General features: G+C 60.3%; 26 protein-coding genes. 10 read left to right on the forward strand and 16 right to left on the reverse strand.

Going from position 1 to position 25,449, the window contains the following annotated elements; genetic code table 11:
• Window positions 1-7: 7 nt before the first annotated feature.
• Together QF010_RS19120 and QF010_RS19125 are read right to left on the reverse strand one after the other, a co-directional pair.
• Window positions 8-964: an alpha/beta fold hydrolase gene (locus tag QF010_RS19120; protein ID WP_429533696.1), complete on the reverse strand. Its 957-nt coding sequence runs from the start codon at window positions 962-964 to the stop codon at window positions 8-10.
• A gap of 22 nt (window positions 965-986) precedes the next feature.
• A complete protein-coding gene (locus tag QF010_RS19125) occupies window positions 987-2,441 on the reverse strand; it encodes a flavin-containing monooxygenase (protein WP_429533697.1) in 1,455 nt (484 codons plus the stop codon).
• A 193-nt stretch (window positions 2,442-2,634) separates the two neighbouring features.
• Between QF010_RS19125 and QF010_RS19130 the strand changes: the two genes are divergently transcribed.
• The 3 genes from QF010_RS19130 to QF010_RS19140 all read left to right on the forward strand — a co-directional run bounded on the left by QF010_RS19130 (window position 2,635) and on the right by QF010_RS19140 (window position 5,795).
• Window positions 2,635-3,708: a diguanylate cyclase gene (locus QF010_RS19130; protein WP_429533698.1), complete on the forward strand. Its 1,074-nt coding sequence runs from the start codon at window positions 2,635-2,637 to the stop codon at window positions 3,706-3,708.
• A gap of 95 nt (window positions 3,709-3,803) precedes the next feature.
• Complete coding sequence (locus QF010_RS19135; protein WP_429533699.1) at window positions 3,804-5,048, forward strand: M20/M25/M40 family metallo-hydrolase; 1,245 nt, start codon at window positions 3,804-3,806, stop codon at window positions 5,046-5,048.
• A gap of 444 nt (window positions 5,049-5,492) precedes the next feature.
• Window positions 5,493-5,795 (forward strand): hypothetical protein, encoded by a 303-nt coding sequence (locus QF010_RS19140; protein WP_033053983.1) that lies wholly within the window; start codon window positions 5,493-5,495, stop codon window positions 5,793-5,795.
• 66 nt (window positions 5,796-5,861) lie between these two features.
• Here the strand turns inward: QF010_RS19140 and QF010_RS19145 are convergent, their stop codons facing one another.
• From QF010_RS19145 to QF010_RS19180, 8 genes are all read right to left on the reverse strand, one after another.
• Window positions 5,862-6,731 carry an isocitrate lyase/PEP mutase family protein gene (locus QF010_RS19145; protein WP_033053984.1) on the reverse strand — a complete coding sequence of 290 codons (870 nt, stop codon included), beginning with the start codon at window positions 6,729-6,731 and terminating at the stop codon, window positions 5,862-5,864.
• 130 nt (window positions 6,732-6,861) lie between these two features.
• On the reverse strand, window positions 6,862-7,896 hold the full coding sequence (gene astA, locus QF010_RS19150; RefSeq protein ID WP_429509289.1) for an arginine N-succinyltransferase: 1,035 nt from the start codon (window positions 7,894-7,896) through the stop codon (window positions 6,862-6,864).
• A gap of 61 nt (window positions 7,897-7,957) precedes the next feature.
• Window positions 7,958-8,974: an arginine N-succinyltransferase gene (locus QF010_RS19155; RefSeq protein ID WP_429533700.1), complete on the reverse strand. Its 1,017-nt coding sequence runs from the start codon at window positions 8,972-8,974 to the stop codon at window positions 7,958-7,960.
• A gap of 119 nt (window positions 8,975-9,093) precedes the next feature.
• Complete coding sequence (locus QF010_RS19160; protein ID WP_429533701.1) at window positions 9,094-10,443, reverse strand: APC family permease; 1,350 nt, start codon at window positions 10,441-10,443, stop codon at window positions 9,094-9,096.
• A gap of 57 nt (window positions 10,444-10,500) precedes the next feature.
• Window positions 10,501-11,253 (reverse strand): N-formylglutamate amidohydrolase, encoded by a 753-nt coding sequence (locus tag QF010_RS19165; RefSeq protein WP_429533702.1) that lies wholly within the window; start codon window positions 11,251-11,253, stop codon window positions 10,501-10,503.
• The gene (locus QF010_RS19170) at window positions 11,237-12,568 is read right to left on the reverse strand and encodes a glutamine synthetase family protein (protein WP_429533703.1); all 1,332 of its coding nucleotides are present in this window, start codon (window positions 12,566-12,568) and stop codon (window positions 11,237-11,239) included. Before QF010_RS19170 ends, QF010_RS19165 begins: the two co-directional genes overlap by 17 nt.
• Window positions 12,565-13,209, reverse strand: a complete 645-nt coding sequence (locus QF010_RS19175; protein WP_429509294.1) for a cysteine hydrolase family protein — start codon at window positions 13,207-13,209, stop codon at window positions 12,565-12,567. The genes QF010_RS19170 and QF010_RS19175 overlap by 4 nt, the downstream gene beginning before the upstream one ends.
• Before the next feature lie 2 nt (window positions 13,210-13,211).
• Window positions 13,212-14,066, reverse strand: coding sequence for a MurR/RpiR family transcriptional regulator (locus QF010_RS19180; RefSeq protein WP_033053992.1), 855 nt, complete (start codon window positions 14,064-14,066; stop codon window positions 13,212-13,214).
• Window positions 14,067-14,407: 341 nt separating this feature from the next.
• Between QF010_RS19180 and QF010_RS19185 the strand changes: the two genes are divergently transcribed.
• Together QF010_RS19185 and cobF are read left to right on the forward strand one after the other, a co-directional pair.
• Window positions 14,408-14,980, forward strand: coding sequence for a histidine phosphatase family protein (locus tag QF010_RS19185; RefSeq protein WP_429533704.1), 573 nt, complete (start codon window positions 14,408-14,410; stop codon window positions 14,978-14,980).
• Window positions 14,980-15,735 carry a precorrin-6A synthase (deacetylating) gene (cobF, locus tag QF010_RS19190; RefSeq protein WP_429533705.1) on the forward strand — a complete coding sequence of 252 codons (756 nt, stop codon included), beginning with the start codon at window positions 14,980-14,982 and terminating at the stop codon, window positions 15,733-15,735. The genes QF010_RS19185 and cobF overlap by 1 nt, the downstream gene beginning before the upstream one ends.
• Here the strand turns inward: cobF and ftrA are convergent.
• Entirely contained in the window at window positions 15,704-16,693 is a 990-nt protein-coding gene (gene ftrA, locus QF010_RS19195) for a transcriptional regulator FtrA (protein WP_033053999.1), read from the reverse strand. The genes cobF and ftrA overlap by 32 nt on opposite strands.
• Window positions 16,694-16,794: 101 nt before the next feature.
• On the opposite strand from ftrA, the gene QF010_RS19200 reads away from it, so the two are divergent.
• Window positions 16,795-17,229 (forward strand): rhodanese-like domain-containing protein, encoded by a 435-nt coding sequence (locus tag QF010_RS19200; RefSeq protein WP_429533706.1) that lies wholly within the window; start codon window positions 16,795-16,797, stop codon window positions 17,227-17,229.
• A gap of 111 nt (window positions 17,230-17,340) precedes the next feature.
• On the opposite strand, the gene QF010_RS19205 is transcribed toward QF010_RS19200, so the two are convergent.
• The gene (locus QF010_RS19205) at window positions 17,341-17,973 is read right to left on the reverse strand and encodes a type 1 glutamine amidotransferase (RefSeq protein ID WP_429533707.1); all 633 of its coding nucleotides are present in this window, start codon (window positions 17,971-17,973) and stop codon (window positions 17,341-17,343) included.
• A gap of 246 nt (window positions 17,974-18,219) precedes the next feature.
• Between QF010_RS19205 and QF010_RS19210 the strand changes: the two genes are divergently transcribed.
• The 3 genes from QF010_RS19210 to QF010_RS19220 all read left to right on the forward strand — a co-directional run bounded on the left by QF010_RS19210 (window position 18,220) and on the right by QF010_RS19220 (window position 21,033).
• Entirely contained in the window at window positions 18,220-18,999 is a 780-nt protein-coding gene (locus tag QF010_RS19210; protein ID WP_429533708.1) for an ABC transporter substrate-binding protein, read from the forward strand.
• A 98-nt stretch (window positions 19,000-19,097) separates the two neighbouring features.
• On the forward strand, window positions 19,098-20,210 hold the full coding sequence (locus tag QF010_RS19215; RefSeq protein ID WP_429533709.1) for a succinylglutamate desuccinylase/aspartoacylase family protein: 1,113 nt from the start codon (window positions 19,098-19,100) through the stop codon (window positions 20,208-20,210).
• A 106-nt stretch (window positions 20,211-20,316) separates the two neighbouring features.
• Window positions 20,317-21,033 carry an alpha/beta hydrolase gene (locus tag QF010_RS19220; protein ID WP_429533710.1) on the forward strand — a complete coding sequence of 239 codons (717 nt, stop codon included), beginning with the start codon at window positions 20,317-20,319 and terminating at the stop codon, window positions 21,031-21,033.
• A gap of 3 nt (window positions 21,034-21,036) precedes the next feature.
• Here the strand turns inward: QF010_RS19220 and QF010_RS19225 are convergent, their stop codons facing one another.
• Entirely contained in the window at window positions 21,037-21,624 is a 588-nt protein-coding gene (locus QF010_RS19225; RefSeq protein WP_429533711.1) for a DcrB/PsbP domain-containing protein, read from the reverse strand.
• Window positions 21,625-22,182: 558 nt separating this feature from the next.
• Here QF010_RS19225 and QF010_RS19230 point away from each other — a divergent pair.
• On the forward strand, window positions 22,183-22,551 hold the full coding sequence (locus QF010_RS19230; RefSeq protein ID WP_429533712.1) for a DUF6124 family protein: 369 nt from the start codon (window positions 22,183-22,185) through the stop codon (window positions 22,549-22,551).
• A 313-nt stretch (window positions 22,552-22,864) separates the two neighbouring features.
• Here QF010_RS19230 and QF010_RS19235 read toward each other — a convergent pair whose 3' ends face one another.
• From QF010_RS19235 to QF010_RS19245, 3 genes are all read right to left on the reverse strand, one after another.
• Complete coding sequence (locus QF010_RS19235) at window positions 22,865-23,539, reverse strand: glutathione S-transferase family protein (RefSeq protein ID WP_149630458.1); 675 nt, start codon at window positions 23,537-23,539, stop codon at window positions 22,865-22,867.
• Between the two features lie 84 nt (window positions 23,540-23,623).
• Entirely contained in the window at window positions 23,624-24,535 is a 912-nt protein-coding gene (gene yddG, locus QF010_RS19240; protein WP_429533713.1) for an aromatic amino acid exporter YddG, read from the reverse strand.
• Window positions 24,536-24,593: 58 nt separating this feature from the next.
• The gene (locus QF010_RS19245; RefSeq protein WP_429533714.1) at window positions 24,594-25,388 is read right to left on the reverse strand and encodes a hypothetical protein; all 795 of its coding nucleotides are present in this window, start codon (window positions 25,386-25,388) and stop codon (window positions 24,594-24,596) included.
• Window positions 25,389-25,449 lie beyond the last annotated feature (61 nt).

A 25,449-nucleotide genomic window follows, 5' to 3' on the forward strand; every position in this document is an offset into this window, starting at 1 on the left:
TGCATGCTCAGTGCAACCGCTGGTCCTGAGGGCTTTCCGAGCGCAGCGATGCCAAAAATTCCCGATACAGTCGCGCCGCAATCGTCGGATGTTCCACCATCGGCATATGGCCGGTGTGGTCCCAGACTTCCACTCGCAGATCAGCGATGCCTTTGCTCCAGATCGCCACGCTGCTGACATCGATCAAGCGGTCCTTGCGCCCCCACAGCAACAGCGCCTGGCACTTGATGTCGGGCAGTTTCGGCTCCATCGGCGGGCTGGCGCGAAAGTCCCTGAAGATTTCTTCCAGCTCCTCGCATTGCTGTTCATAGCGTTGCGCGATGGCGTCCAGCACCACTTTGGGTACCCATGGCGGTTCGGCCATGGTCATGGCGTAGAAACGCTGGAATTCTTCCCGTGAATGAATCAGGAACGGGTTGTGGCCCTTGGCCAAATGCCGCTCCAGGTCGCTGGCTTCGGGGGCGGTGACACCCGCGGGGTCGATCAGGGCCACCGAAACAATGCGGTCCGGGTACGTGGCCGCGAGCCAGGCAGCCATGTAGCCGCCCATCGAGTTGCCGATCACGTGGACTTTCTCGACGCCGCAGACATCGAGCAACTGGATCATCCGCTTGGCCTGCAACGGAATGTCATAGCCGCCGCCCGCCTTGAAGCCGGTTTCGCCATGGCCGGCGATGTCGGGGATGATCACCCGATAGTTGCCGACAAAGTGCCGGGCAAAGCGCAGCCAGATATTTTTGTCGGCGCTGTAGCCGTGGAGCATCAGCACGCTGCTGGACGCTTCGTACGGCCCGCCTTGCCAGGTCGAGACGGTCATTTCGGCGATCGGCACGACAATTTTGTGCAGTCCATACAGCTTGGCCTCTATCGACATGTTCAAGTCATAGAGCCAATGACCGATGGCCGGGTAACTCAACCAGCTCCAGGCCACGAAAACTGCGAATGCGACAACCAACAAAAGCATCAGGCATCTTCCTTTTACGTGATCAGGACAGAATGTGATCGGCGGGTTTCAGCGCCCTGGTCAACCGGTGATAGCTGAAACTGAACCCCGGAAACATCGCAATCACATGACCGCTCTTGCTTTGATACCAACTGTGGCAGCCCCCGGACTTCCAGACGGTGCGTTCCATCTCCCGGTGGATCATTTCAGTGTAGGTACGTTCTGCTTCGGGGCGTACTTCGATACTGCGCAAACCGTGTTCTTTTAACGTGCGAATACAATCGAGAATGTAGTTCATCTGAGACTCGATGATGAACAGCGCCGAGGTATGGCCGATGCCCGTGTTGGGGCCGGTGACGATAAACAGGTTGGGGAAGTCTGGCAGGCTGGTGCCGAGGTAGGCCCGCGGATACTGGGCCCAGAAATCTTTGAGTTGTGTGCCGTTTTTGCCGGTGACCGGGTAGGAAATCACCCCGTCGGTGGCGTCGTAACCGGTTGACCAGACGATCAGGTCCAGGTCGATGTGTTGGCCGTCCTGGGTGACGATGCCGGTTTCATCGATGGCGGCGATGCCTTGCTCGCGGCTGTGCAGGCTCACGTTACTGCGACCCAGCGCCGGGTACAGGGTGCTGGAGATGATCACCCGTTTGCAGCCGATGACGTAGTCGGGTGTCAGTTTCTGCCGCAATTGGGGGTCGGGCACTTGCCGTTTGAGGAACCGCAGGGCGTGTTGCTGGACCAGGCGGATCGCTGGTTTCGAATACTTGAAGGCAATCACCCGGGTTTCGAACAGCCAGTAGATGATCCAGCGCAACAGTTTGTAGGCCGGTTTGAGCCCCAGCAACCAACGCTGGAAGGGCCCAAAGGCACGGTCGGCCCGAGGCAACACCCAGTGAGGCGTGCGCTGGAACACATGCAGATGCTCGACGTCCGGGGCAATCGTCGGAATCACCTGGGCCGCGCTGGCGCCGCTGCCAACGATGGCCACGCGTTTTTGCCGGTAATCGTAGGTGTGATCCCAGTTGTTGGTGTGAAAAGTCTTGCCCTGAAACCGCTCCTGGCCCTGGAAGTGTGGAATCACGGGTTGGCTCAATGGCCCGGTGGCGTTGATCAGGAACTGCGCATGGAACGTGCCTTTGCTGGCGGTGTGCACCGCCCAGCATTTGCTGTCGTCGTCCCATTCGATGCGCTCGACATTGGCCTGCAGTTCCACCTTGTCTCGCAGGCCGAAGTGCTCCACCACGTACTGGGTGTAGTGGTGCAGTTCGGCCTGCCCGGCGAACATTTGTGTCCAGCGGTAGGGCGCGAAGGACAGCGAATAGAGCGGCGAGGGCACGTCGACCGCGGCACCGGGGTAGGTGTTTTGGCACCAGGTGCCGCCGAAAAAGTCCCGTCGTTCCAGCAAGCGGAAATCGCTGATGCCTGCCTTGAGCAAATTGATCGCCGCGCACTGACCGCCAAAACCGCTGCCGATGATCAACACTTGAAAGGTTTGCATGGGCCTCCTTTTTTATCGTTATTGATCGAACCCTCCTTTCATGTATAGCCAAACATTGGGCCCTCGCCTCATGGCGATGCCTTGGTATTCAGACCGCCAGCCGGTGATGGCTATTTGCCGTTGCCCTGATAGACTCTCACCACACTTGAAACCCTAGTGTTTTCAGGTTCCGTTCAGTGGCGCAGAGGCCTCTATGGAAAAAACGGGAGGAAAAGGACTTTCACTGGCCAGGAGGCTCTATACATCGCGAACCCTGGGTCTGGCTTTGGGGCTGTTGCTCGTGAGCGCGGCGATGTATCCACTCAACCCTGCACCGTGGGTCTGGGTGGCGATGCTGCTCAACGCCGTACTCTGGCCGCACCTGGCTTATCAATGGGCGCGCCGCGCGCAAGTGCCTTATCACGCCGAACACCGCAACCTGCTGGTGGACGCCTTTCTCGGCGGCTTTTGGGTCGCCGCCATGCACTTCAATCCGCTGCCCGGCGCGACGACCCTGGCCATGATGGCGATGAACAATGTGGCCATTGGCGGTTTACGTTTCCTGTTGGCGGGCACCGTGGCACAGATTCTCGGGATGGGCGTGGGACTGCTGATTTTCTCCCCCGCCTTCGTCCCGCAAACCAGCCAACTGCAGATGTATGCCTGTTTGCCCTTGATGTGTTTGTATCCGCTGGCACTGGGCTGGATCTGCTTCCGCCAGGCCCACACCCTCGGCCGGCAAAAGCGTGAATTGCTGGCCCTGAGCCGCACCGACAGCCTCACCGGCCTGCTGAATCACGGCGCCTGGAAGGATCAACTGGAAGTCGAATTCCAGCGTTGCAAACGTCAGCAGCGGGGCGGGGCGATCGCGCTGATCGACATCGACCATTTCAAATCCATCAACGACACCTATGGCCACGTTGCCGGGGATGTCGTGCTGCGCCAGTTGAGCAAAATGCTCAAGCAGAACCTGCGCGCGGCGGATGTTGCCGGGCGTTACGGTGGCGACGAGTTTTGCGTGATCCTTCCGGACCTTCCGCTCACGAGCGCTGCGGTCGCCATGGATGCCTTGCGTGATCGTTTCGCTACCTTGGGCTACGAGCAGAACCCGGCGCTGACAGTCAGCCTGAGCATCGGACTGGCCGCCTTCAACCCGGCACACACCGACGCGACCCGGTGGCTCAACGACGCCGACCAGGCGCTCTACGAAGCCAAAGCCACCGGTCGCAACCGTGTCATCTGTTGCGGTGATGGCGAACCGCATTACGAATTACTCGATTCGGTGTGAAACGTGATCGTTCCCACGCTCGCATTCGGTCTAGAGCCTTGCGCCGTAGTCAGGTAGGGTGTTTTTCACCCCCGACACGAAACAAGGATTGATTCATGACGCTAAATCTCCCTCGCTCCCTGCTGGCCACCAGCCTTGGCCTGACCCTCGCCCTTGGCGCTTTCGCTCCCGCAGTTTCCGCCGAACCGCACAAACAAGTCCTCGCCGATTCCGAACAGTACAAGGGTGAGGCCCTGAAGTTACTGGAACGTTTGGTGAACATTGACTCCGGTTCCGGCTATGAACCGGGCCTGACGAAAGTCAGCGACATCGCCATCGACGAACTGAAAAAACTCGGCGCGACCATCGAGCTTGTGCCCAATACCCCGGACAAAAGCAGCCACGTGATCGCGACCCTGAAAGGCACCGGCAAGGCAAAAATCCTGCTGATGGCGCACATGGATACCGTCTTCAAGGAGGGGGCAGCCGCCGAGCGTCCGTTCCACATCAAGGACGGTCGCGCCTACGGGCCGGGCGTGATGGACGACAAGGGCGGCATCGTTGCCGGGATCTACGCGCTGAAAGTCCTGAAAAACCTCGACTTCAAGGACTACGCGCAAATCACCTTCCTGCTCGACGCCAGCGAAGAAACCGGCTCGGACATCGCCACCGACCTGATCAAGAAAACCGCCAAGGCCCACGACGTCACCCTCAACCTCGAACCCGGTCGCCCGGCGGATGGCCTGGTGGTGTGGCGCAAAGGCAGTGCCACCGCCGTGGTCGAGGTCAAGGGCAAGGCGGCTCATGCCGGTGTCGCCCCGGAACTGGGACGTAACGCCGCCATGGAAGCGGCGCACCAGATTTTGCAGCTCGGCAAACTTGGCGACGCGGAGAAGAAAACCACCATCAACTTCACCGTGCTCAAGGCCGGCGATCGCACCAACGTGATTCCAGATCAAGCCACCGCCAAAGCAGACGTACGGGTGGCGGTGCCGGAAGAGTTTGACCGGATCGAGAAGGACCTGGCGCGGGTTTCGAAAGACAAGCTGATTGCTGACACCGACGTCACCACCACACTGCAGCGCGGATTGCCGCCGATGCCGCAAACACCGGAATCGGATCGGTTGATGGCCATGGCTCAGGGGATTTATGGGGAGATTGGCCGCAAGTTGACGGAAGAGGGAAGTGGTGGGGCGGCGGATGCCAGCTTGTCAGCGGGTGTGGGTACGCCGACGCTGGATGGGTTCGGGATTGTGGGCGGCAATATTCATACGCCTGAGGAGTACGCGGAGGTAGAGAGCGTGGCGCCGCGGATTTATCTGTTGTCGCGGATGATTATGGAGTTGGCTAAGGCTCACTGAATTGCGTGCGGTTTTGAGGGGGGGTGGTCTGTTCGATCGCCCCCTCACCCTAACCCTCTCCCCAAGGGGGCGAGGGGACTGACTGTGGGTTTCTTGAGGAATCCGGCGACGTGAACGACCGAGTTGAATGCGATTTTTGCTTTGCTGTTGGCCGAATCCAAGTTCGACTCAACCTCTCAGGTCGCAGCAAATAGCCAAAACAACTCGGTCAGTCCCCTCTACCCTCTGGGGCGGTCCGACGTTTCGGGAGGGTTAGGGTGAGGGGTGTTTCTCAAGCCAGACACAGCCGTCAAAACCGCCCCACAACTTTCCAAGACGTTTCCTACGACGTGCCCTGTTGCCGCGTTTCGGCATCGACCCCTATAGTTGCGTCTCGCGGCAACCCTCCGCGACGATCTTGGCCGGTCGAACACCAGGAAAACTCATTAATAAGGAGCTACCCATATGTTCGACCAAGTCATGCCCCGTTACCTCCCCATCGACACCTACGACGCCGAAACCCCGGTGCTCTTCATCAACACCCACAAAGAACTCAGCGACATCGCCGCTTGCGCTGCGCATCGCTTCACCGTGGTTCGCGATCTGGCGGACACCTTGTCCAGCCTGAACCTCAAAGACATTTCCGATTGCGATCTGACGCGCGTTACCCGGGCGGTTCATCTGCTGATGCGCGAAGGCTGCGCGATGCTGAATGTGGTTCAGGCGCGGGCGTTGCAGCGGGAGGTGGAGTTCAAGACTCCGGCCTGACAGGCGAGTGAGTTTTGTGGCGAGGGAGTTAAGCTCCGTCGCCACCGGTAAACACTCTCGCTGTAGTTACTCCTTGACGCTCATAAACTCTTCCGCCCAACGGATGTATTCCTCAGGCTGCGTATAGGTATGAGTCAGCTCGGTAGCGCTCAAGTCCGACGCCTGGGTAAAGATCTGCCGTTGTTCCCGCAGGCTGTCGTAAGTCGCCTTGATCGCCGCGAAATAGGCGCCATGACCATCGATGGTGACCCGCACACCCAGCTCGGCCAGGCGTTTGTCGTCGCGCAGCAACGGGTTGCCGTAGGTGACCAGCATCAACGGCACGCTCAGGTGCTCGGCGATTTGTTCGAGGTGGTCGAAGTCCCGCACGCCCACCATGCAAATCCCGTCCGCACCGGCCTGCTGGTAATGACACGTACGGCTGATGACTTCCTGCACTGGCAGAATCCCTGCGTTGGTGCGGGCGATGATCGCCATCTCCGAGTCGACCCGGGCTTCCAGTGCTGCACGAATCTTGCCGACACCTTCGGCGACGCCGATCAGGTCGGTGGACTTGCGGCCGAACTGGGCGGGCAGCAGCGTATCTTCGATGGTCAGGGCGGCCACACCGGCCCGTTCGAGTTCGACGATGGTGCGCATGACGTTGAGCGCGTTGCCGTAGCCGTGGTCGGCGTCGGCGATGACCGGCAGTTGGGCAACACGGCCAATACGAGTGGCCTGCTCGGCAAACTCGCTGAGGGTGATCAGGGCGAAGTCAGGCGCACCCAGTACCTGCAACGATGCGACCGAACCGCCCAGGATCCCCACTTCAAAGCCCAGGTCAGCGGCAATACGGGCCGACATCGGGTCGAAGACCGACGCCGTGTGATAGCAGGTGTTGGAGGCGAACAGCTCGCGAAAGTTACGGCGTAAATCTTGATGAGAGAGCCTGGACATATGAGTTCCACCACTGCAATGGGAATGGAAGGGCTTGAGCAAAAGTGTCAACGCCGAAGGAACAAAAGGCTATCACGCGAGCGGGGGAAGGATGATGACGAATTTGCAGAGGTGGACGGACCACCGTCGGTTACGCCGCCACCAACTGCTGTTGTTGATTGAGCAGCGGCACGGCGCGTACCGAGTTGCCGGGCTGCAGTTGCAGGCGTTTGGCGGTGAGGCGGTCGACGATCAGGCTGTTGCCCACTTGCCTGGCCTGGGCGGCGGTGATGCGGCAGTTTTCCAGGCGACGGTTGTGGATCAGCCACACCGGGGCCTGCTCGTCGGGCGTGCCGATGGCCAGCAGCAGCGGTTGGCTGTCGCGCACCGCGCGGATATTCGAGACAGGGGCTTCGATCACCGGGCCGGCGTCGAAGATGTCGATGTAACCCTTATGGGCAAAGCCTTCGGCGGTGAGGATTTTCAACGCCGGTTCCGTGTTCGGGTGCGCCTTGCCGATCACGGCCTGGGCCTGTTCGGTGAGCAGGCAGGTGTAGAGCGGTTGGCGTGGCATCAGCTCAGCGATGAACGACTTGCTGCCCAGCCCCGACAAGTGATCGGCGTGGCTGAAATCCATCTTGAAGAAGTGCCGGCCCAGGCTGTCCCAGAACGGTGAACAGCCATGTTCGTCGGCACTGCCACGCAGTTCGGCGATCAGTTTGTCGCCGAACAGGTGCGGAAACTCGGCCACAAACAACAACCGCCCCAACGACAGCAATCGACCGTTACTGCCGTGGCGTTGATCGGGTCGCAGAAACAGCGAGCAAATCTCCGATTGGCCGGTCATTTCATTGTTCAGGAACAACGTCGGAATCTGTCGCCGGATACCCAGGTCCGGTGACGAACTGACCGTGAGCCCGACCCGGTAGTTGTACCAGGGCTCGCGCAGGCCCACGGCGCCCACCAGGGCACTGACGCCCACCAGTTGCTGATCGTCGTCTTCGAGCACGAAGAGGTAATCGGCATCGGCGCGTTCGACCTGTTCGGCGAAGGTTCGTTGGGCCCAGCGCACCCGGTGGGTCAGGCGTTCCTCGTTGGCCGGCAGGGTGGTGAAGCCGGGGCCAGCCTGGCGCACCAGGTTCAGCAGGGCGGGCAGGTCGGTGACCTGAACCGGGCGGACAATCATGATGCAACTCCTTCTGCACGCCCGCTCGGGCGCTGTCGTTGGGCGCGGGGCGGGGTAATGCTCACAGTGCGATCAGCCGGATCGGGCTGCCTTCGGTCACGTTCAGGGCGGCGCACATCTCGGTGCTCAACCCCACAGGTTGCCCGGTCTGGTAATCCAGATCGGCGACGATGGCGCGATAGTCCTTCAGCGAATCGTTGCTCACCAGATAGCTGCCACGGGCGTCGATCGGCGAGCCCGGTTTCGCCGTGCCGGTCTGGCTCTGGGCGATGGAGCGGATGCCGGGAGTGCGCGCATACAACGTCGGACCGCCGTCGAACAGGTCGATGTAGCTGTTGGTCTCGAAACCTTCGCGCTCGAGGATATCGAAGGCCTCCTGGCCATCGGGGTGGATGCGGCCGATGCAGTCTTGCGCCTCCTTGGGCAGCATCGGCACGTAGATCGGGTATTGCGGCATCAGTTCGGCGAGGAAGGTTCGGCTTTCCAGGCCGCAAAGTCGCTCGGCCTCGACGTAGGGCAGGTCAAAGAAATGCTTGCCCACCGCATCCCAGAACGGCGAGTGCCCTTCATCGCTGCTGAAGCCGACGATCTCGGTGATGACGGCTTCGGAAAAGCGCTGCGAGTGGGCGGCGATGAACAATAGCCGCGCCCGGGACAACAGTTCAGAGAACCGTGTTCGCACCAGCGCCGCGTCAATATGAAAACCCCGCAGCAAGGTATGGCCGCTGAGGTCGTGGCACAACGACAGCGCGGGCACGCCGTGCTCGATGTTCAGCTCCCGCGAGGCGCTGGTGAAATGCCGGTTGCGCAGGCTGTAGAACGGCTCGCTGAAACCAGCGGTGGCAAGGATCTCCGAGCAGCCCACCAAACGCTCTCGGGTCAGATCTTCCAGCACGAAGAAGTAGTTCTCCGGGCCATGACCCTCAACGTCTTTTTCAAATGAGGCGCAGGAGTCGAGAATCTTTTCGCGCAGGCATTCGGTGTCGTCCGGCAAAGACGTGACGCCTACCAGACTGTCGCGCGCCAGTTGCTGCAACTGGGGCAGGTCGGTTAACTCGACTGGGCGTAAGACCAGCATGGATGCACTCCTGTATCAAAGGGTTCGGCGGTTGGTACCGAACCTGACTATCACTGTCGGTTTCCACGCATTACATCGGCGGTCGCCCGAATGGTTGTCAGACGCCGCTCTTTTTCTCGTCAGCCGTTGCTTGGGTCGGGCAGTACCGCACGGGTGCCCAGTTTGTTGAGCACAAGCAGGTAGACCAGGCCCAGGGCAATCCAGATCAGGCCGAGTTTCTGTGCATCGACGCCCATGTTGTACATGATGGCCGCGACGATGATGAAGCCGATCACCGGGCAGATCAGGTGACGGATCACCTGGCCGGATTTCTGCCGACGCCAGTAGTAGTTGATGACCGTCAGGTGCAGCAACATGAAGCCGCTCAGTGCGCCGAAGTTCACCAGTGAGGTGAGGGTGTCCCCCGAGTTGATGAACAGGTAGCAGATCACCAGCGACAGCACGGCCACCAGGTAGATGCTCACGTACGGCGTGTTGTGTTTGGGATGAACCTTGGCCAGTACCTTTGGCAACTTGCCGTCTCGGGCCATGCCGAACAGCAGGCGAGACACCGCTGCTTGAGAGGTGATTGCCACCGCCACACCCCAGGCCAGCGCCGTCGCCACGGCGGTCAGGGTGGCCAGCCAGCTGCCGGCCGCGAGTTCAGCGATTTCATAAAAAGCCGTGTCAGCCGATTTGAAACCCATGCCGGCCGCCAGATCCGTCGCAATCCAGGTCTGCACGACGAAGATCACGCCCATGACCACCAGCGTGATCAACGCGGCATTGCCGACGCTGCGGCCCGGGTCACCCTTGATCTCTTCGGCGAGGGTGGAAATCGCATCGAAACCGAGGAACGACAGCACCGCAATCGACACCGCTTGCATCAGCAGGGCGAAATTGAATGTCTCGGGGTTGTACAACGGCGCCAGAGTCAGCTGACCGTTACCGCCGCCACTGTGCAGCGCGTTCCAGGCGTAAAACAGGAAGATCCCCAGCACCACCAGTTGCGCCAGCAGAAAGACGATGTTCATTCGCGCGGTGAAGGTGATGCCGCGCAAGTTGACGAAGGTCGCGCTGACCAGGAACGCCAGGATGAAGCCGACCTTCGGAATGTCCGGGTACAAATGATTCAGGGCCATGGCCGCGTACACATACAACAGAGGCGGAATCAGCAGGTAATCGAGGAGCATCAGCCAACCGGCGATAAACCCTACGTGCTGGTTCAGGCCGCGTTGGGCGTAGGAATAAACCGAGCCGGCAATCGGAAAGGCCCGAGCCATGCTGCCGTAACTCAGGGCTGTGAAGAGCATCGCCACCATGCCGATGATGTAGGCCAGTGGTACCAGCCCTGGGGCCTCGGCGTTGACGTAGCCATACACACCAAACGGTGCGATGGGGATCATGAAGATCATCCCGTACACCACCAGGTCGGTCAGCGACAGGCTGCGTTTCAACTCTTGCTTGTAGCCGAACTCTTCTATTTCCATGAAGCCTTTCTCCTTGGGATGACAGCAGCTGCAAGCCGCGAGTTTGAAGCGATTCCTTTACAACAGCGGCGCCAGGTATTTGGTAAAGCGATTGACGTCTTCAGGCGTACGCAGCAGGTCGTTGCGCACCTCGATCAACACCGATTCCAGGCCGCGTGCATCGCCGTGGACCGGCACGGTCATGTCGCCCAGCGGGTTGATTTTGTACGGCTCATTACCGGCAACCTTCAATGGGTGCTGGCTCAAGCCATCGATCAAGCGCTGGGCATATTTCCAGGCCTCTCCAAACAACACGCCGACTTCCAGCGTGCGAGGCTGACCGTGATAGACCGGCGTGAAGCTGTGAATCCCCACCACCCGCACCGGTCGTCCTTGAGCGACACGTTCGTCGATCAAGTCTGTCAGACGCGAGTGAAACGGCTCGAACAGGGATTTCCGACGGTACTCGCGGGTGGCTTCGTCCAGGTCCCGGTTGCCCGGCACCTGATAAATCTCGCTCTGCGCCGGAATGCTGTCCGGGGCTTGGCGCGGTCGGTTGAGGTCGACCAACAGTCGCGAATAATTGGCCGCCAACAGGGTGGCGCCCAGTGCTCGGGACAAGCCCTCGGCCAGCGCCAGGGCGCCGATGTCCCAGGCGATGTGCTCGCGGGCCGCCGCGTGACTCAGGCCCAGGTCATTTAACCCGGCCGGAATAAAACGGCTGGCGTGCTCGCACACCAGAATCAACGGGTGGCCGGAGTCTTCCCGGCTCAGGGTGTACGCGGGCTCGGTGTAAAGACCGAGCTCAGCCGATTCAGTACAGGCGCGCATAGTGCTCACAGCGTTCGGCGGACGACAGCTGTTCCGTCAGCGTCAGTTCCTCGGTTTTAAGGGCGAAGTAGGTGTCCAGCAACGCGCTCGGCAGGGCTTCAATCAGTGCCTCGTTGTTGCGCAGGCAGTCCAGGGCCTGGGCAAGGGACGCGGGCAAGGCGACGATGCCGCGCGCCTGGCGTTGTTCTTCGTTCAGGGAGTCGGGGACGTCATCGGTGATTGCGTTCAAGGCCAGGCGTTGCTCAATGCCCAGCCGACCGGCAATCAGCAGCGCGGCCATGGCCAGGTGCGGTGAGGACGTGGCGTCCATGGCGCGAAATTCGAGGTTGTATTGCGATGCCACCGATTTGCCGCCCAGGCTTGTCGTCGGACAGATTCGCAGCGCCGCTTCGCGGTTGCGTTGCCCGAGGCACGCGTAGGACGCGCTCCAGTGATGAGGCTGCAAACGTTCGTAGGACACCGGTGTCGGCGCGGTAAACGCACAGAGTGCGGGCAGGTGATGCAGGATGCCGGCGGCCCAGTGCTGACCGAGGGTCGACAAGCCATTGGTGGTGCCGGCGTCGTACATCACCGGTTGGCCAGCCAGGTCCAGCAGGCTGACGTGCAGGTGCACGCCGTTGCACACCGCATGCTCCGAGGTCTTGGGCGCGAAGCTCAACGCCAGGCCCATTTGCCGGGCGATCTCGCGGGTGATTTCACGCACGTTCACCGCGCGGTCGGCAGCGGCCACCCCCAAAGTCGGGCGACAGGTGATTTCGTATTGATGCTTGCCGTACTCGGGCAGGAACATTTCCGGCTCGACACCACCGGCACGCAGGGCGCTGAGCAGCCAACCGCCAAACTCGGCACCCTGACGCTGGGCTTGCAGCGAAAACGCCAGGTGTTCAACGTCGCCGGTGTTCAAGTTGAATTCATGCTCGAACGCCGCATTGACCTGCAAGCCCAACTCGGCGCGATAACGCTCTACCTCGTTGTGCAGCACCGTACGCGGGCAGGCTCCCCACGGGCGGCCATCGGTTTCGCGAATGTCACTGTGCATAAAATCCAGCGCCGGAGCGTTGGCATCCGGGCCGTTATTGACCGTCACTCGGCTGGCCGGATCGGGTATCAGCCGCAAATCGCCATAAGCACCCCACGGGTTGGCGTAGGCAATGATGTCTTGCGGGGTCAGCGCGCTGTTGGCCGGCACCCAGCCACAACCCGTCCTTTGATAGTGCTCGAGTTCGTCCGTGGGAAAGGAACGCCCGCGTGTCACGCCGATCAGGTCGGTGGTGACGAGGGTGGTCATGGGCAGTGGCAACAGGCGTTCGCTCATGGCTGCATCTCCTGCAACCGGCCGAGCACAGTCTGGGTATTGGTGATCCAGCAGTAACCCTTGATTGCATTCAGGCAGGCCTGATGCCGCGCGGGCGTGTAAGTCGCGCAGGCATCTTCCACCAGCGTCACCAGATAACCGCGGTCCGCGGCGTCACGCACGGCCATGTCCACACACTGGTCGGTGACGATGCCGGCAATGATCAGGTGCCGCGTCCCGAGGTTGCGCAGCACGTAGTCAATGTTGGTGGAGTTGAAGACCCCGGACGAGGTCTTGGGCAGCACGATTTCGTTTTCTGCCGGGGTCAGGTCGTCGATGATCCGCGCTTGCGGGCTGCCCTTGGGCAAGTGCATGTCCGAGAGTTTGTGGTCCAGCGAGCGGTCGCGGCCATCGGCGGTGAGGCTTTCGATGATCGTGTGCAGCACGTTTTGCCGGGCGCTGCGAAAGGCGCTGAGCAACCGGCGTTGATTGGGCACCACCTGCATGTGGGTGCGGGTCAGGAAGTACTCGGCGTCCGGTCCGTTGAGGTGCGGGTCGAACTGCGGCTCAAGCCAGGCGCGTTGCATGTCCACCAGCAACAGCGCGGTGTGATCGGTGACGAATGGCAAATCCCGAGGCGAGTGGTGGGGGAGCGTGAACATCCTTATTTATCCTCCAGCAGGTGGGTATCGAAGTCGGTCCGCAGGGCGTCGATGCCTTCCAGTCGATCGGCCAGATCCGGACTGCGCAGGGACAGGCAGGCAATCAGCGCCTCGACCTGGGCCAGCGCCGGAACCAGGGAGTCGAAGGCCGACACCGAATCCACCGGCGCACTGATAATCAGGTCGGCCATTTCCCGCAACGGTGAAGCATAGATGTCGGTGAACAACACCACGCGTGCATATCGACTTTTCGCCGCATTGGCCACGCGCAGGGCCTGTGACTGGTAGCGGCGATAGTCGAACACCAGCACCACGTCCTGACGTTGCACGTCGAACAAACGGTCGGGCAGTTGCGCGTTGTCTTCCAGGGCCAAACAGCCTGGACGCAGCAGGCGCAGGTGATTGAGTAAATAACTGGCGAGGAAACTGCTGAAACGCCCGCCGAAGCAATGCACCTGATGGCGGGTGTCGAGCAGCCATTCCACCAGAATCCGCACATCTTCGGGTTGGGTCAGCGCATGAGTGTCCACCAGCGCTCGATGGCTGTGCGCCAGATATTGGCTCCAGGCGTCGCCTTTCTGAAGATGAGCACGAGGTTGCAACAGGGCGCTGGGAGAACGGAGGCGGTGGTCCATGTCGCTGAGCAGGGCATCCTGAAAATCGGCATAACCGCTGAAACCCAGTTTTTTGACCAGTCGCACGATGGTGGGATCGCTGACACCGGCATGTTCGGCCAAACGTGACATCGGGCCCAGCCCGTTACGCGGGTACTGGTCCAGCAAGGCACGGATGACTTTGCGTTCCGACGGCGTAAGGTCCAGGCCGGGATCGGTGATCAGGTCTCTGAGAGAAGGCATCCGGGCTCCTGCTGGATGGATATGTCGGTTTCATTTCATAAATTGCTAAAACAGTATTTATGTAGCGGACTCAACATGTCTAGTGAATTTTTTCATGGTTTTTTAAAGCACCAAAACAGGGCGAAAACCCCGTGGGCATTGGGCTACATGGAAGTCGACTGGGCTTGTAGTCCATTGCCCATAGTGGTGTCGGACATCGACGATTTTTTCAGGCGTATCAAGTTTTCGAACCTGAATGGCCGGATCAAACGAAACGCCCTGGATCGCGCTTCTTGCGGCACAATTGGGTCATTATTTTCGGCGTGACGCCGTTTCAATTTCCATCGACAGAGTGATCCTTCGTGCAGGCGACCCGTTTAACCTTGATGTGCCACGCTCGAACCGTCGCACAAAAATTGGCGTGTTTTCCTACGAATGATCCCATTGAGATGGATTGGCAATCGGCAAGGGGATCGCGTCGTGCTCAGTTCAAGGGGACGCCGCGACTGATGTGTGGACCTGAACTGCGAACCCGGCAAACCGCCGAACTGTTCGGCAGTGACGTGGAGATTGTCGAGGCATTGAGGGATTGCGATTTCGGGCGCTGGAAAGGCGTACGGATCGACGATCTGCAAAAAACCGCAGCCGAAACGCTGCAGATCTGGCTCGATGACCCGAATTCGGCGCCCCACGGTGGCGAATCGGTGGTGCAACTCGGTGAGCGGGTGGCCGCTTGGCTGAAAACGCTGGAGGCCACACCGGGGCATATCGTTGCCATCACCCATCCGTTTGTCATTCGCGCCGCGCTGACGCAGGTGCTGCAAGGCACAGCGTTCAACCTGATCGACGTTGAACCGCTGTCGGCCATCGAACTGCGGTTCAACGGCCGCTGGCGCTTACGCTTGCTGGGCACTGACCCTGAAGGAGCACATTGATGAAAAAACTTCTGGTCATCGGCATCGGCGCCGGCAACCCCGACTACATCACGATGCAAGCCGTGAAAGCACTGAACCTCGTCGATGTGTTTTTCCTCATGGACAAGGGCCAGAGCAAAGACAAACTGATCGACCTGCGCCGCGAGATCTGCGAACGCTACATCACCGATCGCGACTACCGCTTCGTCGAAGCCCACAGCCCGGAGCGCGAACGCGGTGATGTGGACTACAAGGCCAGCGTGGAAGACCTGAACCTGGCCAAGCAGCAGACTTTCGAACGGCTGATCAGCGAGGAAATGACGGATGACCAGTGCGCCGGTTTTCTGGTGTGGGGCGATCCGGCGTTGTACGACAGCACCATTCGGATCTTGCAGGCGATTCTGGCCTCGGGCCGGTGCGTCTTCGAATTTGAAGTGATCCCGGGTATCACCAGTGTCCAGGCGCTGGCGGCGCAGCATAAGGTGCCGCTGAACCGCATTGGCCGCTCGATTGAAATCACCACGGGTCGACGGCTGGCGGCGGGGCAGGTGAGCGATGCCGACAGCCTGGTGGTGATGCTCGATGCAGAAGATTCCTACCATCGGGTGGCGGATCAGGAGACAGAGATTTACTGGGGGGCCTACCTGGGGACGCCGGATGAAATCCTGATCAGCGGCAAGCTCAAGGATGTGGCGGATGAGATCGAGCGGGTGCGCAAGGCGGCTCGATTGGAGAATGGGTGGATTATGGATACCTATTTGTTGCGCAAGCCTTGATCTCCCGCCCAAACCGCTCTCGATACACCGACGGCGGCACGCCGACCACGCTGCGAAACGCCACCCGAAAACTCTCCACCGAGCGATAACCGCAGTGTTGGGCAATCTGGTCGGTGTTTTGGCTCGTGCTCTCAAGCAGCTCGCGAGCCCGGCCCAGACGCTCATGCTGCAACCACGCCTTGGGCGGCATGCCGGTAGCTTCAGTGAAGCGGCGCAGGAAAGTCCGTTCACTCATCGCCGCCTCGCTCGCCAACTCGCGCACCTCCAGCGGTTCATGCAAACGCTCGCGTGCCCACTGCATGACGCGCGACAAATCGCTACGCGGCGTAGGACTGACCGGTGTCGGAATGAACTGCGCCTGACCGCCGGTGCGTTGCGGCGACATCACCAGCCGCCGCGCCACCGAGTTGGCCACTTGCGTGCCGAAGTCCCGCGCCACCAAGTGCAGGCAGGCATCGATGCCGGCAGCACTGCCGGCCGAGGTGATCAGCTGACCTGAATCGACATAGAGCACGTCCGGGTCCACCAGAATGTTCGGAAAACGCTCGGCCAACTCAGCGGTGTAACGCCAGTGCGTGGTGGCGCCGCGACCGTCGAGCAAACCGGTGGCCGCGAGTACGAACACGCCCGAGCAGATCGACAGCAGCCGCGCACCCCGCGCATGGGCCTGGCGCAGGGCCGCGATCAATGCCTCAGGCACCGGGGCGCTGCGATCACGCCAGCCGGGAATGATGATGGTGCGGGCGTCCTCAAGCAGCTCCATGCCGCCATCGGCCAGCACCTGAATGCCACCCATGGCGCGCATCGGGCCTTGATCCACGGCGGCGATCCGGTGCTCGTACCAAGGGAAGTCGAACTCCGGACGGGCCAGGCCGAAGATCTCCACGGCGATGCCGAACTCGAATGTACAGAGGCCGTCGTAGGCCAGAATCGCGACCAATCCAGGGGTGGGCTGCATTTGGCGGAAAGTTCCCGGTGAGTGTCTTGTGCGCCACTGTAGCCGCACGCGTCGGGCGGATAAAGTCTTCTCACACCCACCGAGACTTTGGAGTACAGCCCATGACCAGCCTGGTCCGCGAGATTCCCGCCGCCCCATCGGCCATCGCCCTGATGCATTTCAGCAACCGTCTGACCTTCGAAACCGACTGTTCCGACGTCCACGGCAGCCAACAGGCTGGCGAAGTGGATTTTGTCCTGGTGGACGTGCGCGGCCCGCTCGCGTTCGAGCGTGGCCATGTGCCGGGAGCGATCAATATTCCGGGGCGACTGCTGAGCGCTGAAAGTCTGGCGGCTTACCCGAAAACCAGCGTGTTTGTGGTGTATTGCGCCGGGCCCCACTGCAACGGCGCCAACAAGGCTGCCGTGAAACTGGCGACGCTGGGTTACCCGGTCAAGGAAATGATCGGCGGAGTGACCGGGTGGCTGGATGAAGGGTTTGAGTTGAGTGTTGCGGTGCAACGTCCCAACACCGCCGCCATTGGTTGCGAATGCTGATCTAGCCGAAAAGATCGCAGCCTCGTTTCACTCGACAGCTGCTACGGGGGGATTGCGTAGACCTGTAGCAGCTGTCGAGTGAAACGAGGCTGCGATCTGTTGATCTTGCTTCTAAGCGGAAGCCCACCACCCGTCCAGCGTCGCCTGCAACCACTCGAACACCGCTGCATAGGCGGCGCTGTCCTGTTGACCTCGGGGCAGCGGTGACTCGTCGGCAAAGTGTTCATTGAGCGTTGCCACCGATTCAGCCGTCCACTCCGGATGAAACTGCAAACCCACCCGCGTCGGCCCGACGCGATACATCTGCTGCTCGCACTGATCACTGCTGGCCAGCAACTGCGCGTCTGGCGGCAGGTCGATGGCGTCTTCGTGCCATTCCAGCACCTTCAGTGGCTGACCATCGGCGAACGTCACGCGGGTCCAACCGGTTTCGGTTCGATCCATCCGCCGCACATTCCCGCCCAGACTCAGCGCCAGCAACTGCGCCCCCAGGCAAATCGCAAACACCGCCGCGCCTTGATCCAGGCTGCCCGCCAACCACTGGCGTTCGGCTTCCAGCCACTCTGGCCCGCCGTTGGACTCATAAGGCCCGCCCAACAAAATCACGGGTACTGCACTGACTGACGGCAACTGGCCGAGGTCGGCGCGAAACACGTTCAAGGTCAAACCTCGGGACGCAGCCCACGTGGCAATGGCACCGGGACCTTCGGCGGGGTGGTGCTGGATCAGGTTCAGCGTGGGCATAAGAGCTCTCTTGTAGTTTTTGCTTGTAGGTTTTGTCTGAAAAAAGGGCTTGTCCTACAGTCTTTGCACTGGCTTGGCGCACGCTTCAAGGTACTTGAATCCGTCGGCCACTTTTCTATAAGTATTTGTCGCTTAAATACAATTTGCCCTCCTTGAGCCGCTCTAGACTGCCCGCCACTTCGGTCTTCACCTACCGAAAGAAAATCGAAAGCTGCCAATAAAAGCCTCCGCACACAGGAGTTATAAATGAAGAAGCTAGTGATGTTCGGTGCCCTGGCACTGTCGATGTTGTCCCTGACGGCTGTGGCCGAAGACGCCAAGCCGATCCGCCTCGGTATCGAAGCCGGTTACCCGCCATTCTCGATGAAAACCCCTGACGGCAAACTCACCGGCTTCGACGTGGACATCGGCGACGCGCTGTGCGAGCAGATGAAAGTGAAGTGCACTTGGGTCGAGCAAGAGTTCGACGGCCTGATCCCGGCGCTGAAGGTCAAGAAAATCGACGCGATCCTGTCGTCCATGACCATCACCGATGATCGCAAAAAGAACGTCGACTTCACCATCAAGTACTACCACACCCCGGCGCGCTTCGTGATGAAGGAAGGCACCGACATCAAGGACCCGCTGAGCGAACTCAAAGGCAAGAAAGTCGGTGTGCTGCGCGCCAGTACCCACGACCGCTTCGCCACTGAAGTGCTGGTGCCGGCCGGCATCAATCTGGTTCGCTACGGCTCGCAGCAGGAAGCCAACCTGGACATGGTCGCCGGTCGTCTCGACGCGATGCTGGCCGACTCGGTCAACCTGGACGACGGTTTCCTGAAAACCGACGCCGGTAAAGGCTTCGCTTTCGTCGGCCCGACCTACGAAGACGCCAAGTACTTCGGCGGCGGCGCCGGTATTGCGGTGCGCAAGGGCGATACCGAGCTGGCAGAGAAATTCAACACCGCCATCACCGAAATCCGCGCCAACGGCAAGTACAAGCAAGTGCAAGACAAGTACTTCGACTTTGACGTTTACGGCCAGTAATCACGCCGTTCAAAAAAGTGGCAACCGTTGACGCGGTTGCCACTTTTTTTATGCCTTGATGATTTATTCTGCGCAGCACGCGAACACAGGAGCACCCCATGCAACGCATCGATCATTCACTGCCCTGGAGCCACCTGGGCACCGAGCGCACCCTCAGCGTGTTTCGTTTTGGCGCGGGCACTCGCAAGGTCTACATCCAGGCCAGCCTGCACGCTGATGAACTGCCGGGCATGCGCACGGCGTGGGAACTGAAAAAGCGTCTGGCCGAACTCGAAACCCAGGGTCAGTTGCAGGGCGTGATCGAACTGGTCCCGGTGGCCAATCCCATCGGCCTCGATCAACACCTGCAAGGCAGCCACATGGGCCGTTTCGAGCTGGGCAGCGGCAAGAACTTCAACCGCTCCTTCGTCGAACTCAGCGCACAGGTGGCCGAGTTGATCGGTGATCAGCTAGGCAGTGATGCGGCTGCCAACATTGCGCTGATTCGCCAGACCATGGGTCAGGTACTCGACGGCCTTCCGGCACCCGCCTCGCAGCTTGAAGCCATGCACTGCTTGCTGCTGCGCCACGCCTGTGAGGCCGACATCACCCTCGATCTGCATTGTGATTTCGACGCGGCGATTCATCTGTATGCCTTGCCGCAACACTGGCCGCAGTGGCAATCCCTGGCGGCGCGTTTGAAGGCAGGGGTGGCGTTGCTCTGTGAAGACTCCGGCGGCAGCTCATTCGATGAGTCGTGTTCAACGCCGTGGTTGCGTCTGGCCAGGGCTTTCCCTGAGGCCGCGATCCCGCCGGCCAATCTGGCGACGACACTGGAACTGGGGAGCATGGGTGACACTCGAGTCGATCAGGCTCAAGCCAATTGCGAGGCGATTCTCGGGTTCCTCGCCGAGCAGGGTTTCATCACAGGTACTTGGCCTGCGGCCCCGAGCGAATGCTGTGAAGGCATGCCGTTCGAAGGCACCCAATACCTGTTCGCGCCGCATCACGGGGTCGTCAGTTTCCTGCGCGATTCCGGTGAATGGGTGGAGAAGGGTGATGCGCTGTTCGAAGTGGTTGATCCGCTGAATGATCGGGTCACGACTGTTTGCGCCGGGACCAGTGGCGTGTTGTTTGCCATCGATCGCGGGCGCTACACCCAGCCGGGCACCTGGCAGGCGAAGGTCGCGGGGCGAGAGCCGATTCGGGTCGGAAAACTCATTAACGATTGAGGCTTTTCCGATCGTTCCCACGCAGAGCGTGGGAACGATCAAGCGGTGTATCCGGGAAGAGATGTTAGGCTCTGCCCCGAATCCTGCGCTCTGTGAAGGAAGGTTTATGTTGAAGTTTCTCGCTCTGCTGACACTCCTGGCGTCGGCCGCCGTCCACGCTCAAACCCCGCTGCAAACCGATCTGCCGCTCAAGTACCTGGAGCAGGCCAACCCCGAATCGCGCAATCAGCCCCTGGTGATTTTCCTCCACGGTTTTGGCAGTAACGAGGAGGACCTGTTCGATATGAAGGATGAACTGCCCGCGTCATACAACTACCTGTCGGTACGTGCACCAATGGTGATGGAGGAGGACAGTTACAAGTGGTTTCGCCAGAAGGGCAACGCTGCCTACAACGGTGAGACCGATGATCTGAAGGCCAGCGGCCAGGTGCTGCAGGATTTCGTCGCACAAGCGGCGAAGAAATATCACACCGAACCGAACAAGGTGTTCCTGGTGGGTTTCAGCCAAGGCGCGATCATGTCCTACGAGGTGGCCCTGCGTCATCCCGAGGCGGTGGGCGGGATCGCGGCGTTGAGCGGGCGGATTCTGCCGGTACTCCAGTCCGAACTGAAACCGGATGAAAAGCGCCAGAAACTGGCGATTTTTATCGGTCATGGCACTGCGGATAAACGCCTTCCGTACATTGACGGTACGGACGCCGACAGCCTGTTGCAAAGCCTGTCACTCAAGCCTGAATTTCATGCCTACCCTGGCGTCGGTCACAGCATCAGTGCTGTCGAATTGCAGGACTTGAGCGCCTGGTTGCAGCGCCTCAATCCCTGATGCTTACTTGCCGGTGACGATCTGTTTGACCAGCGTCTCGTGGCCAGCATTGTCACTGAGGCGGGAGATCACCTGAACGATCGCCATGCGCGTGTTGGACGCGGCCATCAGCGTGGTGTCGAGGGTTTTGCCGCCGCCCTGGGTGGCGGTGCTGTCGATCTGCCGCAGCCCCAGGCCAGTGCCTTTCTGGGTCAGGCTTTTTTCGCTGAGCTTGGTGAAGTCCGGCAGCGCCGTGGCTTGTTCGGTGGCGAAGGCGGACGCCGTGGAGTCGAGGAACTGACCGTCGTTGTCCTTGACGTTGAGGCCGCCGGGGATGGTGTTTTCAGCGGCGATCACAACGGTTTTAGTGGCTTGATTGGTGTACATGGTGCCCGTTGCCCCGGCGGTGCCGGTGGTCGCGTCGCCGGCAGGTAACGGGTTGGCGACGAAGCCTTTAGGCAGGGTGAACGTGAACTTGCCGCCGAGCATCGAGACTTTCTGTGCGGGCGCGGTATCGCTTGCAGTGGCCTTGGCGGCCTGCGCATTCAGCGCTCCCAGACTGGCAACCGCCGTCAACAACAGGACAACGGCTTTTTTACTCAACAATGACATTCAGAAACTCCAGGGGATGGTCGGTCTCGCGGTGGGGGGCGATCATCCCATGGAGGTTGCGGCGCATTCCAGCGCGGTCTAACGGACGGTCACGTTCCTTTGGCCGGCGCAATTACCAATGGCTACTTATGGACCAGCTCCAACCAACCACGAGGAAGCGTCCGACATTTTTCCGGGGGCGCGATCTTTGGAAAGCTTTCACGCGTTTAACGTACGCGTTTAAAGACACCCGCTGTTACGTCCTAACGGCTACAACGCCTTGCGTCGTTACCTACGCGTACGCCAGAATTCGCCGGCTTGTGCGCCTTGGTACTGGGCCTTATCGTTTCCCCGTCGCTGAAAAACAGCGATCGGGTTTGGTAGCCCGGATGTAAGGAGTGCACAGCATCACCATTCGCGGCGTTTTTTTCGTCTCGGCATTATGGTGGTCGTGCGCAGGGCACCTTCGGGTGCGCCGGTTTCCTTATGTCCCGGTCTACCAACCTGCGTATGGCCACCACCCTTCGTTTGGTAGCGAGGTTGGTTGGCTCTTTATTCACGGCATAAGGAGTTCTAACTATGTTCAAGGTAACGCCCAACCCCCCGAATACCGTTCCGTTACCCTACGACGCCTTTCTTGATCTTGACCCCAAGAAAATGAAAGAGGCGGCCGACCGCGCACTCAGCTTTTACCTCGACCCCGGGGCGTCGAAAACGCAGATACCGCCCCGCAAGCCCAGCACCATTTTCACCATCGACGCAGCGGTGGATGACGAAACGTTGCTCGTCGAGGCCTGCGAATCGTTGGCATCCGCCAGCGCCATGGTCAACGATCTCACCGACTTGACGGACGGCCCACGACGGCAAACGATGCTGGTGCTGCAACGGGTCATCATGTTGGGGGAGTTAGCGGTCAATCGCTTACTGGATAACCACAAGCCTGGGTAGTCGCCAGGCACTGTAGGAGCGAAGCTTGCTCGCGAAGGCGTCAGGTCTGACACACCGCGTTATCGTTCTTCGCGGGCAAGCCTCGCTCCTACACCACAATCAGGTCATCTGTCCCGTTGCGGCGAAGTTCGCACACGAAATCCCTTCCTTGAACCCGATTAGAATCCAGCATCGACGCCAAGCGACATCATCAGGGCTCCCCATTTGGAGCACCTTTGATGACCGACGCAATTAGCTTCACCCTCAAATTCCCCTTCAACAGTGCCAGCGGCGAGCTGATCTCATTTCATCACCTTCGCACGCTGTGAATGGGTTACTGCGCCTGGTTCTGCGGGAACAGGTTGCGACGGGTTTCTTCGTCGAATTCAGCCTTCAGCACCAGTTTCTCTTTAAGACCGTGGGCACGTTGGGCGGCCGGGCGGGCGCTGATTTCATCGAACAGGCGCTTGACGTTCGGGTACGCCGCCAGGCCGTTCTCGCCGAGGATGTACGGCGCGTAATTGGCCCAACCCCAGAGCGCCATGTCGGCGATGCTGTAGGTGTCTCCGGCCAGGTACTGATGGTCGCTCAGGCGCTGATCGAGCACGCGGTAGTGACGTTCGACTTCCTTGAGGTAGCGGTTTTTCGCATACGCAAGGTCTTCCGGTGCGTGGTGCAGGAAATGCACCGCCTGGCCGGAAAATGGCGACAGGCCAGTGGCGATGAACATCAGCCATGACAGTAGCTCGGCCTGACCTGCGACGGAGGTCGGCAGGAAGCGCTGATGTTTTTGCGCCAGGTGCAGCAGGATCGCCTGGGAGTCGAAGACAGTCGCGTCGCCATCGACCAGGGCTGGCACCTTGGCGTTCGGGTTGATCGCCAAAAAGGCCGGCAAGTGTTGCTCGCCCTTGAAGGTGTCGACGCCGATCAATTCGTAGGGCGTTTGCAGTTCTTCGAGCAGCAGGGCGACTTTCATCGGGTTGGGCGAAGGGTGGAAAAAGAACTTCATGGTGTAGGCCTCAGTCAGTGATTGGTTTTGAACTGAGGCTGATGTTGAAGTAAACCCGTTCGAATGACGTGCGAGCTTTTTGCTTTACTCGTTCGAAACTATCGAACGTGTTATCGGCACTTTGACGGTTGATCGCGACGTGGCGATGACTGCCCCGGCGATAATCAGCAGCGCGGGGACGATCAAAATCGGGCTGGCATGGCTGCGCCCCACGGTGATCAGCAGCAACGTGGACATCAACGGCGCCAGGTAGGACAGCGCCCCCAGCGTCGCCAGACTGCCGTGTTTGGTGGCGTGGTCCCAGGCAAAAAACGCCAGGCCTACCGGTCCCAGCCCAAGGACGACAATCGCGGTCCATTGGCTGAAGTCGGGTTGTATCGTGATTTCGAACATCAGGTGACAAACCAGTCCGGCCACGGCGACCAGGCCACAGATGCCACCAATGATGCTGCTCGGTACTTCGCTGAACCGGCGGTTGATCACCGAGTAAACCGACCAGATCAGCGCACAGCCAAACGCCGCGAGATAACCGGCGATGGGCATCGCGGCGCCAGCATTCGGGGTACGCTGTTGCATAATGAAGGCCGTGCCGGCCAGGCCCAGCAGTGCGCCGAGCAATTGCCGCTTGTGCAGCTTTTCGCCGACCGAAAACGCCGACAGCAACACCAGCAACAGCGGCCAAAGGTAGTTGATCAGACTGGCTTCAGCCGCCGGCGCGGCTTTGAGTGCGAAAAAGTACAGCGCGTGATAAACGAAAATTCCCACGAACCCGGTCGCCCAAACGGCCCAGGGCTGGCGCCAACTGGTGAACCCGGCGAGCCCGTGTCGGCCCAGAATCACCAGGCTCGCCGCGAACGCCGCGCCGAAACTCAGCGTCAGCACTTCAAACGGTGGAATACCTTCGGTGAGGGTGGTCAGCAACGCCAGGGAGGACCAGAGCACAATCGCAATCACGCCGACGGCCGTCGCGCTGTGGCTGTTTCGAAGCGGAGTCATGTCTGTTCCTTCAGCGCGATGAGCGGGCGGCCATCCTGGCCCGATGACATCAAGCAGCTTAGCGTTTGATCGCCGTACGTCCAGCGTCCGCTACCGGGCTCGCCGGCTTGGCCAACAAACGCTTGGTCACCCCGAGCATACCCACTGACACCGCAACGCCCAGGGCGAACGCGCTCAAACCCATGCCTGGCAAGGCCAGCGCCAACACCAGGCAAAACGCGGCGAACGAATACATCCCGGTCGCCGTCGCCCGCAGCAAAGCAGCGGTAAACGCCGGCCCGCGGGTTTGCTGGGAGAACACTGCCATCACGCTGCCCAGCACCGGGAACACCGCGAGCAGGCCGCTCCAGCGTTCGCCAACGGTGCTGGCCAACAACGTGACGGCGAGGGTGAGCAGGGCGCCGGCAATCATGCGCAACAGCAATTTGTCGGACTTCGGCGCCGGGCCCGATACGATCGGCTGTACCGAAGGAAACAGATATGGCGCGGCCAGCAGGGCGGTCGCGGCCGCGATCACCGAGAACACCAGGGACGGCGCAATCAACGACAGCACAACGGCCGCCGTCGCCCAGACCAACAGCGAAATCACCAGCGCCCACGGCCAACCCGCGCGCTGTGCAACCTGAGCGTAGGTCACGCAAAAGGCAATCATCGCGAACATCGCCGACAGCGCTGCCGTCGCCGATTGAGCGGCGAACACCTGGCCTTGTTCGATGGCCAGAAAGAACAGAATCGGCCCGACCACCACCGGCAACCCCGACAGCCAACCGGCGACACTCGGTCCCCAGCGTTTACCGGCCAGGGAAATCAGCAAGAGAAATCCTGGGATGACCAGCAGTTTGAGTAACAGCACGCACGTACCTCCGACCTGAGTGAGGCGGCAACGTTAGCATTGCGTGGGATTGATTGCTCTA

Source organism: Pseudomonas silensiensis (assembly GCF_050434865.1).
GTDB lineage: Bacteria > Pseudomonadota > Gammaproteobacteria > Pseudomonadales > Pseudomonadaceae > Aquipseudomonas > Aquipseudomonas fluorescens_W.

Excerpts from the sequence above, each read along its gene's own strand:
- QF010_RS19220 (WP_429533710.1), top strand. The coding sequence starts at position 20,317 with ATGTTGAAGTTTCTCGCTCTGCTGACACTCCTGGCGTCGGCCGCCGTC.
- QF010_RS19155 (WP_429533700.1), bottom strand. The coding sequence starts at position 8,974 with ATGCTGGTCTTACGCCCAGTCGAGTTAACCGACCTGCCCCAGTTGCAG.
- QF010_RS19205 (WP_429533707.1), bottom strand. The coding sequence starts at position 17,973 with ATGCCCACGCTGAACCTGATCCAGCACCACCCCGCCGAAGGTCCCGGT.
- QF010_RS19165 (WP_429533702.1), bottom strand. The coding sequence starts at position 11,253 with ATGCGCGCCTGTACTGAATCGGCTGAGCTCGGTCTTTACACCGAGCCC.
- QF010_RS19200 (WP_429533706.1), top strand. The coding sequence starts at position 16,795 with ATGACCAGCCTGGTCCGCGAGATTCCCGCCGCCCCATCGGCCATCGCC.
- QF010_RS19215 (WP_429533709.1), top strand. The coding sequence starts at position 19,098 with ATGCAACGCATCGATCATTCACTGCCCTGGAGCCACCTGGGCACCGAG.
- QF010_RS19135 (WP_429533699.1), top strand. The coding sequence starts at position 3,804 with ATGACGCTAAATCTCCCTCGCTCCCTGCTGGCCACCAGCCTTGGCCTG.
- QF010_RS19225 (WP_429533711.1), bottom strand. The coding sequence starts at position 21,624 with ATGTCATTGTTGAGTAAAAAAGCCGTTGTCCTGTTGTTGACGGCGGTT.
- QF010_RS19145 (WP_033053984.1), bottom strand. The coding sequence starts at position 6,731 with ATGTCCAGGCTCTCTCATCAAGATTTACGCCGTAACTTTCGCGAGCTG.
- QF010_RS19175 (WP_429509294.1), bottom strand. The coding sequence starts at position 13,209 with ATGTTCACGCTCCCCCACCACTCGCCTCGGGATTTGCCATTCGTCACC.
- yddG (WP_429533713.1), bottom strand. The coding sequence starts at position 24,535 with ATGACTCCGCTTCGAAACAGCCACAGCGCGACGGCCGTCGGCGTGATT.
- QF010_RS19160 (WP_429533701.1), bottom strand. The coding sequence starts at position 10,443 with ATGGAAATAGAAGAGTTCGGCTACAAGCAAGAGTTGAAACGCAGCCTG.
- QF010_RS19170 (WP_429533703.1), bottom strand. The coding sequence starts at position 12,568 with ATGAGCGAACGCCTGTTGCCACTGCCCATGACCACCCTCGTCACCACC.
- cobF (WP_429533705.1), top strand. The coding sequence starts at position 14,980 with ATGAAAAAACTTCTGGTCATCGGCATCGGCGCCGGCAACCCCGACTAC.
- QF010_RS19120 (WP_429533696.1), bottom strand. The coding sequence starts at position 964 with ATGCTTTTGTTGGTTGTCGCATTCGCAGTTTTCGTGGCCTGGAGCTGG.
- ftrA (WP_033053999.1), bottom strand. The coding sequence starts at position 16,693 with ATGCAGCCCACCCCTGGATTGGTCGCGATTCTGGCCTACGACGGCCTC.
- QF010_RS19230 (WP_429533712.1), top strand. The coding sequence starts at position 22,183 with ATGTTCAAGGTAACGCCCAACCCCCCGAATACCGTTCCGTTACCCTAC.
- QF010_RS19125 (WP_429533697.1), bottom strand. The coding sequence starts at position 2,441 with ATGCAAACCTTTCAAGTGTTGATCATCGGCAGCGGTTTTGGCGGTCAG.
- QF010_RS19180 (WP_033053992.1), bottom strand. The coding sequence starts at position 14,066 with ATGCCTTCTCTCAGAGACCTGATCACCGATCCCGGCCTGGACCTTACG.
- QF010_RS19235 (WP_149630458.1), bottom strand. The coding sequence starts at position 23,539 with ATGAAGTTCTTTTTCCACCCTTCGCCCAACCCGATGAAAGTCGCCCTG.
- QF010_RS19140 (WP_033053983.1), top strand. The coding sequence starts at position 5,493 with ATGTTCGACCAAGTCATGCCCCGTTACCTCCCCATCGACACCTACGAC.
- QF010_RS19130 (WP_429533698.1), top strand. The coding sequence starts at position 2,635 with ATGGAAAAAACGGGAGGAAAAGGACTTTCACTGGCCAGGAGGCTCTAT.
- astA (WP_429509289.1), bottom strand. The coding sequence starts at position 7,896 with ATGATTGTCCGCCCGGTTCAGGTCACCGACCTGCCCGCCCTGCTGAAC.
- QF010_RS19210 (WP_429533708.1), top strand. The coding sequence starts at position 18,220 with ATGAAGAAGCTAGTGATGTTCGGTGCCCTGGCACTGTCGATGTTGTCC.